Source organism: Streptomyces typhae (assembly GCF_009755605.1).
GTDB lineage: Bacteria > Actinomycetota > Actinomycetes > Streptomycetales > Streptomycetaceae > Streptomyces > Streptomyces typhae.
In genome coordinates this window covers 78608-97852 of record NZ_WPNZ01000026.1, presented here as the reverse complement: position 1 = coordinate 97852, position 19245 = coordinate 78608, and the positions used below count along the sequence as shown (strand labels likewise).

16 protein-coding genes are annotated in these 19245 nt (G+C 70.0%); 6 read left to right on the top strand and 10 right to left on the bottom strand.

Annotated elements, in window-relative coordinates:
- Positions 1-83 precede the first annotated feature (83 nt).
- Together GPA10_RS34550 and GPA10_RS34545 are read left to right on the top strand one after the other, a co-directional pair.
- On the top strand, positions 84-2315 hold the full coding sequence (locus GPA10_RS34550; RefSeq protein ID WP_157168895.1) for a RecQ family ATP-dependent DNA helicase: 2232 nt from the start codon (positions 84-86) through the stop codon (positions 2313-2315).
- A 212-nt stretch (positions 2316-2527) separates the two neighbouring features.
- On the top strand, positions 2528-3166 hold the full coding sequence (locus GPA10_RS34545; RefSeq protein WP_343041644.1) for a hypothetical protein: 639 nt from the start codon (positions 2528-2530) through the stop codon (positions 3164-3166).
- Between the two features lie 354 nt (positions 3167-3520).
- Here the strand turns inward: GPA10_RS34545 and GPA10_RS34540 are convergent, their stop codons facing one another.
- The 3 genes from GPA10_RS34540 to GPA10_RS34530 form a co-directional block, all read right to left on the bottom strand.
- A complete protein-coding gene (locus GPA10_RS34540) occupies positions 3521-4207 on the bottom strand; it encodes a hypothetical protein (RefSeq protein ID WP_157168894.1) in 687 nt (228 codons plus the stop codon).
- Positions 4208-4284: 77 nt separating this feature from the next.
- Positions 4285-4986, bottom strand: a complete 702-nt coding sequence (locus GPA10_RS34535; protein ID WP_157168893.1) for a ribonuclease HII — start codon at positions 4984-4986, stop codon at positions 4285-4287.
- 83 nt (positions 4987-5069) lie between these two features.
- Positions 5070-5684: a TetR/AcrR family transcriptional regulator gene (locus GPA10_RS34530; RefSeq protein ID WP_157168892.1), complete on the bottom strand. Its 615-nt coding sequence runs from the start codon at positions 5682-5684 to the stop codon at positions 5070-5072.
- Between the two features lie 125 nt (positions 5685-5809).
- Here GPA10_RS34530 and GPA10_RS34525 point away from each other — a divergent pair, with 125 nt between their 5' ends.
- On the top strand, positions 5810-7366 hold the full coding sequence (locus tag GPA10_RS34525) for an MFS transporter (protein WP_343041643.1): 1557 nt from the start codon (positions 5810-5812) through the stop codon (positions 7364-7366).
- 49 nt (positions 7367-7415) lie between these two features.
- Here the strand turns inward: GPA10_RS34525 and GPA10_RS34520 are convergent, their stop codons facing one another.
- From GPA10_RS34520 to GPA10_RS43040, 3 genes are read right to left on the bottom strand one after another with little or no spacing between them, the layout of a single operon-like run.
- Positions 7416-8399: an ADP-ribosylglycohydrolase family protein gene (locus GPA10_RS34520; protein WP_246260301.1), complete on the bottom strand. Its 984-nt coding sequence runs from the start codon at positions 8397-8399 to the stop codon at positions 7416-7418.
- A 12-nt stretch (positions 8400-8411) separates the two neighbouring features.
- Positions 8412-9071, bottom strand: a complete 660-nt coding sequence (locus tag GPA10_RS34515; protein WP_157168890.1) for a histidine phosphatase family protein — start codon at positions 9069-9071, stop codon at positions 8412-8414.
- Positions 9072-9105: 34 nt separating this feature from the next.
- Positions 9106-10878, bottom strand: a complete 1773-nt coding sequence (locus GPA10_RS43040; RefSeq protein ID WP_157168889.1) for an ABC-F family ATP-binding cassette domain-containing protein — start codon at positions 10876-10878, stop codon at positions 9106-9108.
- Between the two features lie 204 nt (positions 10879-11082).
- Here GPA10_RS43040 and GPA10_RS34505 point away from each other — a divergent pair, with 204 nt between their 5' ends.
- Positions 11083-11769, top strand: coding sequence for a TetR/AcrR family transcriptional regulator (locus GPA10_RS34505; protein ID WP_157168888.1), 687 nt, complete (start codon positions 11083-11085; stop codon positions 11767-11769).
- A 42-nt stretch (positions 11770-11811) separates the two neighbouring features.
- Here GPA10_RS34505 and GPA10_RS34500 read toward each other — a convergent pair whose 3' ends face one another.
- Both GPA10_RS34500 and GPA10_RS34495 read right to left on the bottom strand, forming a co-directional pair.
- On the bottom strand, positions 11812-12417 hold the full coding sequence (locus tag GPA10_RS34500; RefSeq protein WP_058852610.1) for a YdbC family protein: 606 nt from the start codon (positions 12415-12417) through the stop codon (positions 11812-11814).
- A gap of 33 nt (positions 12418-12450) precedes the next feature.
- Positions 12451-13284 (bottom strand): arylamine N-acetyltransferase family protein, encoded by an 834-nt coding sequence (locus GPA10_RS34495; protein WP_157168887.1) that lies wholly within the window; start codon positions 13282-13284, stop codon positions 12451-12453.
- A gap of 120 nt (positions 13285-13404) precedes the next feature.
- Between GPA10_RS34495 and GPA10_RS34490 the strand changes: the two genes are divergently transcribed.
- Positions 13405-13941 (top strand): TerD family protein, encoded by a 537-nt coding sequence (locus GPA10_RS34490; protein WP_058852612.1) that lies wholly within the window; start codon positions 13405-13407, stop codon positions 13939-13941.
- A 203-nt stretch (positions 13942-14144) separates the two neighbouring features.
- On the opposite strand, the gene GPA10_RS34485 is transcribed toward GPA10_RS34490, so the two are convergent.
- Positions 14145-17036, bottom strand: coding sequence for a vitamin B12-dependent ribonucleotide reductase (locus GPA10_RS34485; protein WP_157168886.1), 2892 nt, complete (start codon positions 17034-17036; stop codon positions 14145-14147).
- A 148-nt stretch (positions 17037-17184) separates the two neighbouring features.
- Complete coding sequence (gene nrdR / locus GPA10_RS34480) at positions 17185-17727, bottom strand: transcriptional regulator NrdR (RefSeq protein ID WP_058852614.1); 543 nt, start codon at positions 17725-17727, stop codon at positions 17185-17187.
- A 526-nt stretch (positions 17728-18253) separates the two neighbouring features.
- Here nrdR and lexA point away from each other — a divergent pair.
- Positions 18254-19039, top strand: coding sequence for a transcriptional repressor LexA (gene lexA, locus GPA10_RS34475; protein WP_030563109.1), 786 nt, complete (start codon positions 18254-18256; stop codon positions 19037-19039).
- Positions 19040-19245: the final 206 nt, after the last annotated feature.

The following is a 19245-nucleotide window of genomic DNA, read 5'->3' as shown; positions in this document are numbered from 1 at the left end:
CCGGAGCAGGTGCACGCCAAGAGTTATCCACAGTCTGGCGGACTCGTTCGCCTGATGTCGGACCCATCGGGTTGCATGGGGGCATGAGCAACGAAGACCTGCGCACGGCGGCGGACGCCGTCCTCGCCCGCCTCGTCGGCGGCCCCACCTCCGAACCGGCCGGGACACAGCCGGACGGGACACAGCCGGACGGGACACGGCTGGACGGGCCACGGCCGGACGGGCCACGCCTGCGCGAGGACCAATGGCGTGCCATCGAAGCGCTGGTCGCCGACAAGCGCCGGGCCCTCGTCGTACAGCGGACGGGCTGGGGCAAGTCCGCCGTGTACTTCGTCGCGACAGCCCTGCTGCGGGAGCGGGGCAGCGGGCCGACCGTGATCGTCTCCCCCCTGCTCGCCCTCATGCGGAACCAGGTGGAGTCGGCGGCGCGGGCCGGCATCCGCGCTCGCACGATCAACTCGTCCAACACGGAGGAGTGGGAGACGATCCAGGCCGAAGTGGCAGCGGGTGAGGTGGACGTCCTCCTGGTGAGCCCGGAGCGGCTCAACAACCCCGACTTCCGTGATCAGGTGCTGCCCGAGCTCGCCGCCGCGACGGGGCTGCTCGTCGTGGACGAGGCCCACTGCATCTCGGACTGGGGACACGACTTCCGGCCCGACTACCGCAGGCTGCGCACGATACTGGCCGACCTGCCGCCCGGCGTCCCGGTGCTCGCCACGACAGCGACGGCCAACGCACGCGTGACGGCGGACGTGGCCGAGCAACTCGGCACCGGCGGAGGGTCGGACGCCCTGGTCCTGCGCGGCCCGCTCGACCGTGAGAGCCTCAGCCTCGCGGTCCTCGAGCTGCCGAACGCGGCACACCGGCTGGCCTGGCTCGCGGACCACCTCGACGACCTGCCGGGCTCCGGGATCATCTACACCCTCACGGTGGCCGCCGCCGAGGAAGTCACGGCATATCTGAGTCATCGCGGACACACCGTCGCCTCGTACACGGGAAAGACGGAGAACGCGGACCGGCAGCAGGCCGAGGAGGACCTGCTCGCCAACCGCGTCAAGGCCCTCGTCGCCACCTCCGCCCTCGGGATGGGCTTCGACAAGCCCGACCTGGGTTTCGTCGTCCACCTCGGTTCGCCGTCCTCCCCCATCGCCTACTACCAGCAGGTGGGCCGTGCGGGACGCGGTGTCGAGCACGCCGAGGTCCTGCTGCTGCCCGGCAAGGAGGACACAGCGATCTGGAACTACTTCGCCTCGCTGGCCTTCCCTCCGGAGGAGCAGGTGCGCCGCACGCTGGACGTGCTGGCACAGGCCGGCCGGCCCGTGTCGCTGCCCGCCCTCGAACCCCTCGTCGAGCTGCGCCGGTCGCGGCTGGAGACGATGCTCAAGGTCCTCGACGTCGACGGCGCGGTGCGCCGCGTCAAGGGCGGCTGGGTCTCGACGGGCGCGCCATGGATGTACGACACCGAGCGGTACGCGTGGGTTGCCAAGCAACGGCAGGCGGAGCAGCAGGCCATGCGGGAGTACGCCGCCACGACCGGCTGCCGCATGGAATTCCTGCGGCGCCAGCTGGACGACGAGGAGGCCGTGCCGTGCGGCCGCTGTGACAACTGCGCGGGGGGACGGTTCAACGACAGGGTCTCCGACACGGCACTGGAGACGGCACGCGGTGAGCTCGCCCGTCCCGGCGTCGACGTCGAGCCCAGGAAGATGTGGCCGACCGGCCTGGCAGCCGCGGGCATGACTCTGAAGGGGCGCATTCCCCCCGGTGAGCAGGCATCGCCCGGCAGAGCCCTCGGCCGGCTCTCGGACATCGGCTGGGGCAACCGCCTGCGGCCCATGCTCGCTCCACAAGCCCCGGACGGTCCTGTTCCGGACGATGTGACGAAGGCCGTCGTGGAAGTGCTGGCGGACTGGGCGAAGGGTCCGGGCGGCTGGGCGGCGGGCGGCGCGGACGCAGGGCCGCGACCGGTCGGCGTGGTCACCATGGCCTCGCGCTCGAAGCCGCAGCTGATCCAGTCCCTCGGCGCACGCATCGCGGAGATCGGCCGCCTCCCCCTGCTCGGCTCCCTCGAGTACACCGCGGACGCCGAGGTCGCCCATGTCCCGAGAAGCAACAGCGCGCAGCGGCTGCGGGCACTGGACGGCGCGCTGACGGTGCCACCCGCCCTGGCCGCCGCCCTGCGCGAGGCGGACGGACCCGTGCTCCTGGTGGACGACGCGACAGAGACCGGCTGGACGCTCGCGGTGGGCGCGCGCATGCTGCGACAAGCAGGGGCCAAGGGGGTGTTGCCGCTGGTCCTGGCCGTACAAGGGTGAAACGGGCTTGGGCGCGGCGTGTCCTGGGCAGGGATATGTAAGACGTATCACCGGATACGGGGCGTCGGCTTCAATTGCTCGTTGCCGCAAGCCAGTACGACGGGAAGAATTGGAATGCTCCCGCGCGGCTCCCCCGGTCCGGTAGGGCTGTGCCGAGGTGCGCCCCAGTCCGACGCCGCCCTCTGCGGGGGCGTGTAGCCGAAGGGAGGACCGTGACCTTCGGATTCACTCCGTCCGCTGCTGCATCGAAGTCGGGCCCATCGGCCGTCTCCGCGATACCCGACTCCGGTCAGCCGCCGACCCGCATGCTGGAGCCCGCCGAGTGGTCGGCCGCCGAGATCCCTCTGCTGCGGAACCCGCGCGACGTCGTGAGCGGGCTGCACGCGCGGCATCAGCCCACACCGGCCATGGCTGTCGTGGCCGTCCTCGACCAGGAGGAGAGGGTCAGGGCGTCCGCGTCCTTCGCCAGGCGGTCGCGTGTGGCGGACGGCTGGGTGTTCCGCAACGCCCTGCTCGCCCAGTTGCGCCGGGTCATCCCGCACGATCTGCGCCGTCGGACCCCGGTACGGACGGCCGTGCTGCTCTACTGCCGTGACGGGGACGGGCGTTGGACGCAGGAGGACGGCGCGTGGATGTGGGGGCTGCGGGACGCGTGCACGCTGCACGGCCTGCGGTGCGGTGCGTACATCACGCTGACCCGGGAGGGTTGGCAGGTGCTCGGTGAGGGGCGCGGGGGCCGTCGGCCCAGCGCCGGTTCACGCCCGGAGGACCTCGCCGGTGCCGAGCCGCCGGCGCCATCGCGTACGGGTGCCTCGGCATCGGAGTTGCTGCGTCGCGTCTCCGCTCGCTGAGGGGCGGGTTCCGGGCGGCGCGCACCGGCGTCGGCGTCATCGGCGGCGCTCCCAACCTGACGCGGCCACGTCGGGCCAAGGCCCTACCGCCGACGAACCCCACAGCGACCCCACCCAGGCGCAACCGGAATCACACACACCCAGCACCCAGCACGCGCACCGGCCACCGGCCACCGGCCACCGACCACCGACCACCGACCACCGACCACCGACCAGAGTGACGTCACAGGCGTCGCTGATGCCTCGTGTGTCCCGCCTGACGGCAGCGCGAAGGCGGGCCTGGTCGCGGCCGGGCGCGACGAGGCGCGGGGCGCCGCGGCGGTCAGGCCGCGGCGTGCCCGCTGGGCGGGGGCGTCAGACGCCCGCGCCCAGCATCGCGTTGATCCGCTGCGGGTCACCGCAGACGACCAGCAGGGTCCCGGCCCGGGTGAGCGCGGTCGGCAAGGCCGCGACGGCCGTTTCCTCGCTGCCACCGTTCAGGGCCACGACGACCACGGGACGGGCGGCGGCACGGGGCAGGGCGGCGGCGTCGGCGTAGAAGACGTCGTCTCCGGCATCGTGCAGTGCCCAGTAGGCGTCCTCGCCGAAGGACAGCTCGTGCGTGGCCCACGGGTGACGTTCGCCGGTGGTGATCACCAGGATGTCGCCGGGGGCACGACCCGAGTCGAGCAGCAGGTCGACGGCTTCCTCGGCCGCGTCCAGCGCGCCGTCCACAGCAGCCGGGATCAGCTGGATCTGCGGTACCGCGGTGGAAGGCCCGGTGGCGGAGGCGCCGGTGGCGGAAGGTACGGGGGCTGCGGGAGCCGAGGGCTCCGGCTTCACGGCCAGGGCGGTGGGCCCAGGCTTGGCGGCCGGTTCACGCGTCGCTCGCTGAGCGGGCGGCGTCGGCCGGGCAGAACCCGGACGGCCGGGCCGCGGCGGCGCCGCGGGACGCGGACCGGGTACGGGGCGGGGGGTCGGCGCGGTACGGCTGCTGGCCGGCGTGGCGCGGGGACCCTGGGCACTCTCGTGAATCTGAGGCTCCTCGGGAATGAGAGGCATGCGTTGTTGTCTATCAAACGCCGATGCGACACGCGTCGGCGGGTGGCACCTGAGTGCGACCGGAACTGCGGAAAACATCAAAAATCAAAGCCGAGCTGGCCCTCAATTTCCGGAACGTTTCCCTCCGCCCAGTTGCGGGCCTTCTTGAGATGCCGCCACTGGGGCAGCGCATCAAGATACGCCCACGTGAGCCGGTGGTAGGGCGTGGGGCCCCGTTCCGCCAGTGCGGCCTTGTGCACCGGCGACGGATAACCGGCGTTGGCCGCAAAACCGAAGTCTGCATGTTCGATACCCAGTTCGGCCATCATTTTGTCGCGCCGAACCTTGGCGATCACCGATGCCGCAGCGACGGCCACGCAGGACTGATCGCCCTTGATGACCGTACGGACCTGCCACGGCGTCCCGAGGTAGTTGTGCTTCCCGTCGAGAATGACGGCTTCCGGGCGGACCGGCAGCCCCTCGAGTGCACGGACCGCGGCCAGCCGCAGCGCGGCTGTCATCCCCAGGTCGTCGATCTCCTCGTGCGAGGCGTGACCGAGGGCGTGTGCCGTGACCCAGCCCTCCAGCACCTCGGCGAGTTCGAGACGTCGCTTGGGGGTGATCAGTTTGGAGTCCGTGAGCCCCTCGGGCGGCCGGCGCAGTCCCGTCACCGCCGCGCAGACAGTGACCGGCCCGGCCCAGGCACCGCGCCCGACCTCGTCGACACCGGCGACGATCTTCGCTCCGGTGGTGGCGCGCAAGGAGCGCTCGACGGTGTGGGTGGGTGCTTCGTACGGCATGGCGCCAGACAGCGTACGCCGCCGGTGGCCACTCACGACACCCCGGGTCGCAGAACCCGCGCGCCGCACCTCAGGGGCGCACCTCAGGGGCGCAGCATCGGCATCACGACCTGGTCGATGAGCCGAATGAATTCCTCATCCGGCCATTCGCTCGCGCACACCTTGGAGCGATACATCATCATCGCCGGAATGACATCGCAGACAAACTCGTCCGTTGCGGCGGAACGGACCTCTCCACGCTCCACTCCGCGCTGCATGACCTGCCTGATGAGTTCCACGCTGGGTTCGATGACACCCGCGACGATCACCTCTTGGAAGCGTTTGGCGGTTGCCATATCGCATTCGTGAATTACGGACATCAAGGCGTAGCCGGTGCGTGACGTCATCGCCGAGCGCATCTGGCGGCACATCTGGAGCAGATCCTCCCGGACGCTTCCACAGTCGGGAACGTCCTCGGGTTTCGGCAGCCCGGCCTGCAAGGCGTCGACAACCAGATCCTGCTTGGACGGCCAGCGGCGGTAGACCGCGGCCTTGCCCGTCTGCGCGCCCGCGGCGACCCCCTCCATCGTCAGCCCGCTCCAGCCGACGGTGCTGAGCTGCTCCAGCGCGGAATCGAGAATCGCGCGCTCCAGCACAGGACCTCGACGGCGCGAGGAGGCTGCCCGGGAAGGAGCGGCCGTCCAGCGCGAAGTAACCATCTGCACATCTCCGTTGAGATCAGTGACGTCCCTAGTGAACGCTTGCGTTCACTGCCATGGTGTCACTACCGTGTAGCGCCAAAGTGAACGCTTGCGTTCACTAAGGCACTTGTGGGGGATCCATAGTGACAACCTCTCAGTTGACTCATGATCAGAAGCCTGGCGCGGCTCGCCGCGAAGGCCATCCCAATCTCGCGCTCACCATCATCGCCGCCTGCCAGCTCATGGTCGTACTGGACGCGACGATTGTGAACATCGCGCTCCCGCACATTCAGGACGCACTCAAGTTCTCCACGACGGACCTCACTTGGGTCGTGAGCGCGTACACCCTCACCTTCGGCGGTCTGCTGCTTCTCGGCGGTCGTGCCGGTGACATCCTGGGCCGCCGCCGTGTGTTCATGACGGGCATCCTGCTCTTCACCGCCGCGTCGCTCCTCGGTGGATTCGCCCAGGAACCCTGGCAGTTGCTCGCGGCGCGCGCCCTCCAAGGCGTCGGTGGCGCGATCGCTTCGCCCACCTCACTCGCCCTGATCACCACGACGTTCCCCGAAGGGCCCGAGCGGAACCGCGCGTTCGGTGTGTTCGCCGCCGTCTCCGCGGGTGGCGGCGCGATCGGCCTGCTCGCGGGCGGCATGCTCACCGAGTGGCTGGACTGGCGCTGGGTGCTGTTCGTGAACGTGCCCATCGGCCTGCTGATCGCCTTCCTCACGCCGCTCTACATCAGCGAGTCCGAACGGCATCCGGGCCGTTTCGACTTCTTGGGCGCACTGACCTCGACCGCCGGCATGGCCGCGCTGGTCTACGGCTTCATCAGGGCGGCCGAGGAAGGCTGGCGCGACAGTCTCACCCTGGGTTCGTTCGGCGCGGCGATCGTGCTGCTGCTCGCCTTCGTCCTCATCGAGAGCCGGGCCAAGGAACCGATCACGCCACTGAAGATGTTCGCGGACCGCAACCGCTCGGGAACGTACGTGATCATGCTCAGCCTGGCCGCGGCCATGTTCGGCATGTTCTTCTTCATCGTGCTCTTCGTCCAGAACGTCCTGGACTACACACCCATCGAGGCCGGTCTCGCCTTCCTGCCCGTCACGGTCGCCATCGTGATCGGCGCCGGTCTGTCGCAGCGTTTCCTTCCGGTCCTCGGGCCCAAGCCGTTCATGGTGGTCGGCTCGGCCATCGTCGCCCTGGGCCTCGGGTGGCAGACGTTCATCACCCCGGACAGTTCGTACGCGGGCGGGGTGCTCGGGCCGATGCTGCTGTTCGGCTTCGGCATGGGCCTGAACTTCGTGACGCTGACGCTGACCGCGGTGTCCGGGGTCGCCGCGCACGAGGCGGGCGCCGCGTCGGGGCTGCTCAACGCGACACAGCAGGTGGGCGGCTCCCTCGGCCTGTCCATTCTGACCACCGTCTTCGGTACGGCGAGCAGGGACGAGGCCAAGGAACAGGTCCCTGACTTCATGGCGAACGCGTCCCCGCAGGAGAAGGCGTCATTCGCCGAGACCGGCGAGCTGCCCGCCCCCTGGGGTCACGAGGTGCTGTCCGCCGGCATTTCCACGGCCTTCATCCCTGCCGTCGCCATGGCCGTGCTCGCGCTGATCACGGCCGTGCTGGTGATCCGGGTGCGCAAGAGCGACCTGGACGCACTCGCCGGTACGGCGGGCGCGGCAGGCCCGGCCGGAGGCTGACGGAAGCCGTGGGTACCGGGCCAGCGCGGCGGCAGACCAGGTCCGGTGCTCACCGGGCACCCCAGGCCGCGGCCGCCCTGCGCGGGCATCCCAGGCCGCGGCCGCCGGTGCCCACTCGGGCCTCTCGGGCCGCGGCCGCCGGTGCCCACGCGGGCAGGGGCTCGGCCCGCTCCAGCCATGACGCGGGCGGTGCCCCCTCCGCACCGGTGGAGACGACTCCGCCCACGATCGCGCAGGTGGTGTCCATGTCACCGCCTACCTGGACGGTGGCCCAGAAGGCCCGCTCGTAGTCGCCGAGGGCCCGTGCCGCGGACCACAGCGCGAACGGCACCGTGTCATGGGCCGTCGTGCGTCGACCGCAGCCCAGGACGGCAGCCACCGTCCCGGCGTCGTCGTAGTCGAGCATGTCCCGCGCCCGGCGCAGCCCGGCACCGACAGCACTGCGGGGCACCAGGTCGATGACGCCGTCGAGCAGGGCCTTGGGAGCCGGTGGTCCCGCGGGATCCGCCGCCAGAGCGGCCGCCGCTGCCACGGCCATGGCGCCCACGACGGCCTCGCGGTGCTGATGGGTCGGATAGGCCGAGATCTCCGCCTGGTGGGTCGCCTGCTCAGGGTCCTCGGCGTACCAGGCGCCGAGCGGAGCGATCCGCATCGACGCCCCGTTGCCCCAGGAGCCCTGGCCCTTGAACAGGGCGGAAGCCAGTTCCCGCCAGTCCCCGCCGGCGCGGATCCCGCCGAGCAGCCGACTCACCGCGGGGCCGTACCCCCGGTCGGCGTGGTGGTGCTCGGCGAAGGACGCGGCCAGGGCGTCCTGGTCGATCCTGCCGTGGGCGGCGAGTACGGCCAGGACAGAGCAGGCCATCTCGGTGTCGTCGGTCCAGGGCCAGGGGCCGTCGGGCAGCTCGCGCCGCTTGAGCAGCGGGTGGTGCGCGGGCTTGAAGAACTGGGAACCCAGCGCGTCGCCCACCGCGAGACCACGCAAGCTGGCGAGCGCGCGGCTCAGGCGCCGGTCATGAGAGAGGTCAGCGGTCATCGCCCTGTCACTCTATCCGGTGATGCCGTACGGTTCCGGCTCCCGCCAGCGCTCGAACGGCCGGTCCAGTGTGTACTTGCCGTCCTCGCCGAGCACCAGTACTCGCGTCTCGCCGTTGCCCGGGTTGGAGAGCGATTCGAACTCGGCCACCGACCAGTGGAACCAGCGCATGCAGAACAGCCGCATGGTGAGCCCGTGCGTGACCAGCAGGACGTTCGGCGGGTGGTCGGGGGCCTCGAAGCTGCGGTACAGGCTCTCCAGGAAGGCCCCGACGCGGTCGTAGACATCGGCACCGGACTCGCCCTGGGCGAAGCGGTAGAAGAAGTGCCCGTAGGCGTCGCGGTAGGCCTTCTGCAGCCTGACGTCGTCCCTGTCCTGCCAGTTCCCCCAGTCCTGCTCGCGCAGCCGTGGCTCCTCCCGCACCCGGACCAGATCGGGGTCGAGGCGCAGCATCCGGAAGGTCTCGTGGGTGCGCCGGTAGGGCGAGACGTACACGCTCACCCGTTCCCGACCGAACAGGTCGCGCAGCCGTTTCCCGGTGTCCTCCGCCTGCTGGAGGCCGGTCTCGGTGAGCGCGAGAGCGTGGTCGGGCTCGCGTTCGTACACGGTGTCGTCGGCGTTTCCTGCCGATTCTCCGTGCCGGACGAGAACGATGCGCCGCGGTCGTGCCATGGGTCGACCCTAGATCGGGCCCTCCCCGGGCCGCTCAGGTGGGTAGCCGGCCGGACTCCATCCGGCGTATTCGGCCGGTGAAGCGGCGGCGCAGGAGCCGGTCGTGCGACACGACGACGAGGGCTCCCGTCCATCGCTCCAGGGCCTCTTCCAGCTCCTCCACCAGGGAAAGGGCCAGGTGATTCGCCGGTTCGTCGAGCAGCAGCAGGTCCGCAGGCCGGGCGAGGAGCCGGGCGAGCGCGAGCCTGCGGCGCTGGCCCGCGGAGAGGGAACCGACGGGCACGTGCAGGTCACGGGGGTGAAACAGGCCGTAGGACAGGAGCAGCTCGGCCTGCTCGCCCTCGGTGAGGGGCAGGCCCTTGCCGAAGGTGGCGAGCACCCGCTCGGTGGGGCGTCGCACCGGGATCTCCTGGGCGAGATAGCCGATGCGGCCGCGGCGGACGACCGTGCCCTCGTCCGGTTCGAGTACGCCCGCCATGATGCGCAGGAGGGTGGATTTTCCCGCTCCGTTGCCGCCGTGGATCAGGAGTCGGTGGCCGGACGCGACGGTGAGGTCCGGGACGTGCAAGCGGTCCCCCACCCGTACATCCCGCAGGGTGACCAGGTCGCCCTCGACAGCTCCCCCGCCTCTCCCGCCTCCCTCGTCTTCGGAGGTTCCGGCGGTTCCGGCGGTTCCGGCGGTTCCGGCGGTTCCGGCAGTGTCAGCGGCTCCGGCGGCTCGGGCAGTTCCGGCGGCTTCAGCGGCTCCAGCGGCTCCAGCGCCTCCAGCGGCTCCAGCGTCTCCAGCGAGAGGTCGCGCGGTGAACCGCAGTGGTTCGGGCGGCTTGGGCACGGGGTCGTCGTGCAGCCGGCGCAGCCGTTCCTGCGCGTTGCGGACGCGGCCCGCGACGGATGCCTGCACTCGGCCTCCCGCGCGGTCGTACGCCATTTTGTTGTTGTCCTTCATCCCCCGGCCACCGGCGACCGCGTGGGCCGTGGTCAGCGTGAACTCCTCCAGACGTCGCGTCTCCTCGCACCACTGCGCGTAGGCCTGCTCCCAGCGCTTCCTGGCCGCCGCGCGCTCGGCGAGCAGGCCTTGGTACCCGTCGCCGTACCGCACGACCGCGCGGCGGGCTTCGTCCACTTCGAGGATCGCGGTGGCGACGCGCTCCAGGAAGATCCGGTCGTGGGAGACCGCGACGACGGTGCCACGGTGGGCCAGCAAGGCGGCCTCCAGCCAGTCGAGGGCGCCCTCGTCGAGGTGGTTGGTCGGCTCGTCGAGGAACATCACCTCGGGTGCGGCGGCGATCAGGCAGGCGAGACCGAGGCGCGCCTGCTCGCCGCCGGAGAGGCTGCCGAGCCGCCGTGCGCGGTCCACGTGGGCCAGGCCGAGACCGTGCATGGCCTTGTCCACGCGCGCGTCGGCTTCGTATCCCCCGCGCAGTTCGTAGGCGGTCAGGAGGTCGCCGTACTCGCTGAGCGTGGTGTCGGAGGCTCCGTCCAGGGCGGATGCGAGATCGCGCAGGCGCCTCTCCATGGCACGCAGTTCGGACAGGGCGTGATCGATGGCGTCCCCGACGCAGTGGTCCGAGGGCAAGTGCGGTGTCTGGGCGAGGAACCCTGCCCCACCCTCCGCGACCGTGGTCACCTCGCCCCGATCGGGCCGGGCGCGCCCGGCGAGGAGGTTCAGGAGCGTCGACTTCCCCGCGCCGTTCTCCCCCACGATCCCTATGCGCTCGCCCGGCCTGACCGTCAGGGAGACGCCGTCCAGCAGGAGCCGTTCGCCCCGCGCCTTGGTCACGCCGCGTACCGAGATCTGCGTTGGCATGGGCTCCCCCCGATCCGTCCATGCAGCGTTCGCCAAGGAACCAGCAAACGCTACCTTTGTGGCATTACGATGAGTGTGGCACACCCGTCGCGATAAATGCAACGGCAGTAGCCATTAGATGTGTCAGGGATGCGGATGTCCGACATGGGTGCGGGTGTCGGGGGCATCGACGGAACCGACCGCGGCAGAACCCGAGGGACCGAGATGACGAATGAGGGCGTTCACGCCGACCAGAGCACCACGTCAGGGGCCGGCGCCCCTCCCCCACCGGCCTCCGCTGGGCCCGGCACCCCTCCCCCGGGCACCCGGCGGCCCGGCGGCCGCACCGCCCGTACCCGCGCCGCCGTCCGCGACGCCGTCCTGCACGGGCTGAGCGATCACGGCTATCCGGGCCTGACCATCGAGTACGTCGCCGAGCACTCGGGCGTGCACAAGACCACGCTGTACCGGCGCTGGGGCGGCTTGGAAGGCCTGGTGGCCGACGCGCTCGACCTGGCGGGCGAGGACACCTGGACCCCGCCGGACACCGGCAGCCTGGAAGGCGACCTGCGGGCGCTCGCGCGTGAAGTCGTCGACTCGTTCGCGGACGAGTCGAAGGCCGCGGCGCCCACCGCCTTCGTCGCCGCCTCGTTCCAGTCCGAGCGCGCGGCGGACGCACTGCGCGCCTTCTACACGGAACGGTTCGCGCGCTGCGAGGCAGTCGTCGAGCGAGCCGTCGAGCGGGGCGAGGCAGAACGCGGCACAGATGCGGCGGCGCTCGTCCGCGCGGTCTCGGCGCCGCTTCTGCTGCGCCTGTTCATCACCCGCGAACCGGTCGGCACGGCCCTTGCCGACCAGACCGCGGCGATGGTGCTCGCCGCGGCGCGCGCGGGGGCGTTCGCCAGGCGCTGACCGCGCGTGCTCCTGTGGACGGTGACCGAGGAGCCACTCCCTTCACACCGTCCAGGAAGGCTCCAAGTGCACGACATCCCCCGTGATCGCCGCCACGTCGGCCTCCGTCTGCGCGCGCAGCGCGAGCCGTTCCACCCGCTCCACGCGGTACTTGCCGTGCTCGGCGGCGGACTGCCACATCGACAGGACGAGGAACTCGTGGCCGGGCGCCTCTCCGAAGAGTCCGCGCACCATGCCGGGCGAGCCCGCCATCGCGGGGTTCCACACCTTCTCCTGCATCAGCGCGAAGTTCTCCACGCGCGCCTCATGGATGCGGCAGTTCGCCACCCGCACCACGTCCGCGTCCGTGAAGCGCGGCTCGAAGCCCGTCTTCACGTCGAAGCGGTGGTCGAAGAGCTTGGCCTGGAGATTCTTGTACGTACCCACCTGGGCCGAGGCGAGCCGGTCGTGCGAGCGCGCCATGAAGGAGTCGTAGAAGGCACGACTCTCCCAGAACGCGAACACGTGCGCCACGTCCGGTCGACTGCGACTCCACCCTCCGCCCTGTCCCCGGAACCCCGGCTCCCCCAGAAGCCCCGCCCACTTTCGCTGCGCCCGCTCGAATCCCCGGCGGTCCACGACGGTGCAGCGAATCCACTTGACCAGCACCGCGCCATCGTACGGCCCGGCGCGTGGCACGGCTCACGCTCCGGCGTAGTGCATCCTGATCAGCTCCGCGAAGTCGTCATCACCCAGCTCGACGCCGAACTCCCGCACCATCGTGTCGCGCAACTCGTCCACAGGGACGTCATGTTCGTCCACCGAACCGTCGGGGCGCGTGAGCGTCAGCCGCGCGCCGGTCAACCGCCGACGCACGTCGAACCCGGCCCGTTGCAGCACGGGACGCCGGATGAACGGTGATCGGGGGTGCGTCGAGCTGTAGTGGTTCATCACCACGTAGTCGACGGGAAGGCACCGGGCCGTCGTGTGGGCGTACAGATCGAACCAGCCCTCGGAGCGCTCGGTGCGCAGCACCCGCACGCCCTCTTCCTCCGCCTCGACGCCGTACCGCCACTCTCCTTGGCGTACGTCCTGCCGCATGGCGGCGCCCGTGCGCAGCGGGACGGGTTCCAGCAGACCGTCGGCGCCGAACCCCACGTCGCAGTGCCAGTGCTCGCCGTCCGCCTCGACGTCCAGGAGCATGTGCGTCACCGCGCGCGTGGAGGACGCTCCGGCCCGCACCCGGGCGGCGAGACCCTTGACGGTGAAACCGATGTGCTCCAGGGCCGCGGCGAACAGAAGGTTCTGTTCGTAGCAGTAACCGCCCCGCCGTTGGCGCACCATCTTGGCCTGCAGCGCGGCCAGGTCGAGGAGAACCGGGCGGCCGAGCATGATCTCCAGGTTCTCGAAGGGGATGGCGGCCACGTGGGCGCGGTGGAGGGCCCGCAGCGTCGCCAGGTCCGGTTTCGCCTCCCCGTCGTACCCGATCCTGGCCAGGTACGCCGCGACGTCCAGTTCTTCGCCGTTCCACGTCATGCGACCAATGATCGCCGCCGTCGGCCCGCACGCAAACCGGATGTTCGTCGCACCGATGTCAGTGGCAGGCCTTAGCGTGTTCGTAGCACTTACAACGCGGCAAGCACGAGGGGGAGTTCGGTGAGCAGCATCCGGAAGGGGCTGACGAAGGTCGAGGTCGGGCTGAGGTGGGACCCGAGCCCTCTGGGGGCCCCGCCCCACGATCTGGACATAGTGGCCGCGACGTACACCGCGGACGCCGCCGGTGATCCTCAGGGCAGGCCGGCCTACCTCGTGCACTTCGACAGCCGCTCGCCTGACGGCACCATCTCGCTCAGCAGGGACAGCAAGACCGGCCAGGGCTTCGGATACGACGAGGTCATGGTCCTGGAGCTGCAGCGGCTGGCCGAGCGCTACACGCGCGTGGTCGTCGGGGTGGCCGTCCAGCAGCATCCGGAGGGCGCGGTCTTCGGAGACGTGGCCAACGCCTCGGTCCGGGTCCGGGAGGGGCACACCGACCTGGCGGAGCACGGCTTCGACGAGGTCGCGGGGTGCACGGCTGCCGTGGTCGCCGAGTTCACACGGGAGCCGGGCGGCGCCTGGACGTTCCGCGAGCTGCTCCAGGGCTTCGAGTCGGACCTGGTGGCCTTCGGGGCGGAGATGGGCAGCGCACGCTGAACTCGCCCGGCCCGTACGGAAACAGCCCCAGCGCAGGGACCCCGTAGGCAAGCAGAGTTCACGCAGGCAAGCAGGGACCCCGTAGGCCGGCGGGAACCCCGTAGGCGGGCAGGGATCCCGTGGGAAAACGGTGAGGGGCGGCGGGACCGTCCTGGCCCCGCCGCCCCTCACCTCACCTCACCTCACGGCGTCACGCACGCGGCTCAGCTGCAGCCGCTGGTGGACCCGCAGCCCTCGCAGATGTAGCACGACCCGGCGCGCTGCATCTTCGTACCGCAGGAGAAGCACAGCGGCGCGTCGGCCTGGATGCCCAGCTGCATCTCGACCAGCTCGGCGCTGGTGTGCGCCTGCTGCGGAGCGGCCTCGACGACCTCCGGCTTCGGCGCACCGACCGCCTTCAGGGACTCCGTCTGGCGCGGGGCGGACTGAGCGAGCCCCTCCACGTCGACTTCCTCCTCGGACGGCTCGTACGAACCGGTCTCCAGGTGGCGCTGACGCTCCTCCGCGGAGTGGATGCCGAGCGCGGAGCGGGTCTCGAACGGCAGGAAGTCCAGCGCCAGGCGGCGGAAGATGTAGTCGACGATCGACTGCGCCATCCGCACGTCCGGGTCGTCCGTCATACCGGCCGGCTCGAAGCGCATGTTCGTGAACTTGGAGACGTACGTCTCCAGGGGCACGCCGTACTGCAGACCCACGGAGACGGCGATGGAGAAGGCGTCCATCATGCCCGCGAGGGTGGAGCCCTGCTTGGACATCTTCAGGAAGACCTCGCCCAGACCGTCGTCCGGGTAGGAGTTCGCGGTCATGTACCCCTCGGCACCGCCGACCGTGAAGGACGTGGTGATGCCGGGACGGCCCTTGGGGAGGCGCTTGCGCACCGGACGGTACTCGACGACCTTCTCGACCGCCGTGCGGATCGTGTCCTCGGCCTTCTCGGCGATCTCGGCCTTCTCCTCCTCCTTCTTCTTGGCGGAGAGGGGCTGGCCGACCTTGCAGTTGTCGCGGTAGATGGCGAGCGCCTTGACGCCCATCTTCCACGCCTCGAAGTAGACCTCTTCAACGTCCTCGACGGACGCGGTCTCGGGGAGGTTGACCGTCTTGGAGAGCGCGCCGGAGATCCACGGCTGGATGGCCGCCATCATCCGGACGTGGCCCATCGCGGAGATGGAGCGCTCGCCCATGGCGCAGTCGAAGACCTCGTAGTGCTCGGGCTTCAGGCCGGGGGCGTCGATCACATTGCCGTGCTCGGCGATGTGGGCGACGATCGCCTCGATCTGCTCCTCCTGGTAGCCCAGACGGCGCAGGGCCTGCGGCACGGTGCCGTTGACGATCTGCATGGAGCCGCCGCCGACGAGCTTCTTGAACTTCACCAGGGCGAGGTCGGGCTCCAGGCCGGTCGTGTCGCAGGACATCGCGAGACCGATGGTGCCGGTGGGCGCGATCACCGAGGCCTGGGAGTTGCGGAAGCCGTTCTTCTCGCCGAGCCGGACGACGTCCTGCCAGGCCTCCGTGGCGGCGGCCCAGATCGGGCTGTCCAGGTCGTCCACGTGAACCGCCGCGGCGTTGGCGTCGGCGTGCTGCCGCATGACGCGCTTGTGCGGCGTGGCGTTGCGGGCGTAGCCGTCGTACGGGCCGACGACCGCCGCGAGCTCCGCGGAGCGCTTGTACGAGGTGCCGGTCATCAGCGAGGTGATCGCGCCGGCGAGGGCGCGGCCGCCGTCCGAGTCGTAGGCGTGGCCGGTGGCCATCAGCAGGGCGCCCAGGTTGGCGTAGCCGATGCCGAGCTGGCGGAAGGCGCGGGTGTTCTCGCCGATCTTCTGAGTCGGGAAGTCCGCGAAGCAGATGGAGATGTCCATCGCGGTGATCACGAGCTCGACGACCTTCGCGAAGCGCTCGGACTCGAAGGACTGGTTGCCCTTGCCGTCGTCCTTGAGGAACTTCATCAGGTTCAGCGAGGCGAGGTTGCAGGACGTGTTGTCCAGGTGCATGTACTCGCTGCAGGGGTTCGAGCCGTTGATACGGCCGGACTCCGGGCAGGTGTGCCAGGCGTTGATCGTGTCGTCGTACTGGATGCCCGGGTCGGCGCAGGCCCATGCCGCCTCAGCCATCTTGCGGAAGAGGGACTTGGCGTCGACCTCCTCGATGACGTCACCGGTCATGCGGGCGCGCAGGCCGAACTTCCCGCCGGCCTCGACGGCCTTCATGAACTCGTCGTTCACGCGGACCGAGTTGTTGGCGTTCTGGTACTGGACGGACGTGATGTCGTCGCCGCCCAGGTCCATGTCGAAGCCCGCGTCACGCAGCGCGCGGATCTTCTCCTCCTCCTTGACCTTGGTCTCGATGAAGCCCTCGATGTCGGGGTGGTCGACGTCGAGGATGACCATCTTGGCCGCGCGGCGCGTGGCACCGCCGGACTTGATCGTTCCGGCGGAGGCGTCGGCACCGCGCATGAAGGAGACCGGGCCGGAGGCGTTGCCCCCGGAGGAGAGGAGTTCCTTGGAGGAACGGATACGGGAGAGGTTCAGGCCGGCGCCGGAGCCGCCCTTGAAGATCATGCCCTCTTCCTTGTACCAGTCGAGGATCGACTCCATGGAGTCGTCGACGGACAGGATGAAGCAGGCGGAGACCTGCTGCGGCTGGGGCGTGCCCACGTTGAACCACACCGGGCTGTTGAAGCTGAAGATCTGGTGCAGGAGGGCGTACGCCAGCTCGTGCTCGAAGATCTCGGCGTCCGCGGGCGAGGCGAAGTACTTGTAGTCCTCACCGGCCTTCCGGTACGTCTTCACGATGCGGTCGATGAGCTGCTTGAGGCCCACCTCCCGCTGCGGCGTGCCGACCGCCCCGCGGAAGTACTTGCTCGTGACGATGTTGACCGCGTTCACCGACCAGAACTCGGGGAACTCGACGCCACGCTGTTCGAAATTGATCGAACCGTCGCGCCAATTGGTCATGACGACGTCGCGGCGCTCCCAGGCCACCTCGTCGTACGGATGCACGCCGGGGGTGGTGTGAATGCGCTCGATGCGCAGGCCTTTGCCGCCCTTGGCTCCCTTGGCGCGGGAACCTCGTGCGGGGCCGCTCGTCGTCTCGGTCATGCCGCCTCCCTGTTTCAGGCTAAAACGCCCTGAAGTGCCACGTTCTTCCCGTGACACGGTGTGTGTCTTGGACACGGTGTGTGTCTTGCGTCGCGGACAGCCCTGAGGCGACCCGCAACGAGTCTGGTTCGTCGCCGGACCCGAAGGGTCAGTCGGCGGCGGTGGCAGGCTGGGGGACTTCGACAGTCCCACCGGGCCCGCGGCCGGTGGTCTCCCGTTCCGCGCGCGAGCCGTCCGGGGCGTCGTCGGCCCCTCCTCGCAGCTCCTCGATCGCGGCCTCGAAGTCGTCGAGCGAGTCGAACGCCCGGTACACGGACGCGAAGCGCAGATAGGCGACGAGGTCGAGTTCCTGCAGCGGGCCGAGTATGGCCAGTCCCACGTCATGGGTGGTCAGTTCGGCACTTCCGGTGGCCCGGACCGCTTCCTCGACCCGCTGGCCGAGCTGGGCCAGCGCGTCCTCGGTCACGGGCCGGCCCTGGCATGCCTTGCGCACGCCGTTGATGACCTTGGTGCGGCTGAACGGTTCGGTGACGCCGCTGCGCTTGACCACCATCAGTGAGCACGTCTCCACCGTCGTGAAACGGCGGGAGCAGTCCGGGCACTGGCGGCGTCTGCGGATCGACGTGCCGTCATCAGTGGTGCGGCTGTCGACTACGCGGCTGTCGGGGTGCCTGCAGAAGGGGCAGTGCATGGAACTCCCAACCCTCCTTCACGGCACGTCACAAAGACCTCAACGGACCCTTGGGGCCCTCGAGGCAGCCCCCAGCATAGGCGATGCTCACGGGCCCGAAAGACCAGGGACCACAACTTCTGGGCTGCGGCTGCAATCCAACCACTAGATCTGGGGTTTGCCGTAAATTTCGGCACCATCGCGTGTCGCCCGCGGGCGCCCTCGTGCTACAGGCCCGCGCCCCCGGCGCTCGCGCTCACAGCCCTGAGCCGACGCCACCGGGAAGGACCCGGTACCCGGCCGACGGTGCACCAAGTGGCACTATGGAGCCTCGCGCGGGTGCCACCCGGCGGAGCCAGGACCCCGGCGGTGAAGCGTACCGTAATGAACCGAATTCTCTTTCGGTTCGCGCGATAGCCATACACCTCGACACGTGATCACGTCAGGTAATCTGCGATTTTTCACTCGAACGTGTGTTTGGCGCAACCTTTCGAAAGCAACTACCGTTGGCTAACTAGGGAGAACATCTCGAGAGGGGCCGACCGACGTGACCACCACCGCAGACAGCGCCACCATCAGTGCCCAGGACCGCTCCCAGAGCCGATTCGAGCCGGTGCATGCCATGAATGACGCAGCCACGAACCAGGAGGGGCCCAAGCCCGCTCGCTCCCTGCCGGGCCGACCTCCAGGGATCCGCGCGGACAGCTCCGGGCTCACCGACCGCCAGCGCCGGGTGATCGAAGTCATCAGGGACTCGGTGCAGCGGCGTGGTTACCCGCCGTCGATGCGGGAGATCGGGCAGGCGGTCGGCCTCTCCAGCACCTCGTCGGTGGCCCACCAGCTCATGGCCCTCGAACGCAAGGGCTTCCTGCGCCGCGACCCGCACCGCCCCCGGGCGTACGAGGTGCGCGGCTCCGACCAGCCGAGCACCCAGGCCGCCGACACCACGGGCAAGCCCGCCGCCTCGTATGTGCCGCTGGTCGGCCGCATCGCGGCCGGTGGCCCGATCCTCGCCGAGGAGTCCGTCGAGGATGTGTTCCCCCTCCCCCGCCAGCTCGTCGGTGACGGCGAGCTCTTCGTCCTGAAGGTCGTCGGCGACTCCATGATCGAGGCGGCCATCTGCGACGGCGACTGGGTCACGGTCCGCCGTCAGCCCGTCGCCGAGAACGGCGACATCGTCGCCGCCATGCTCGACGGCGAGGCCACCGTCAAGCGCTTCAAGCGCGAGGACGGGCACGTGTGGCTGCTCCCGCACAACTCCGCGTACCAGCCGATCCCCGGCGACGAGGCAACCATCCTCGGCAAGGTCGTCGCGGTCCTGCGCCGCGTGTGAGCCTCCGCCCCTGACCGGGCCCCGGGACCTACTGCGCCGGTTCCGGGGCTCGACTCTTCTCCGAGCCCCTGCGAATCTCCTCCGAGCCGCTCCGACTCTTCTCTGAGCCGCTCTGAATCCTCTCCGGGCCGCTCTGAATCCTTTCCGAGCCGCTCTGATTCTTCTCCGAGCCGCTCCGAACGGCACCGGCCGCGCGCCGTGAGCCC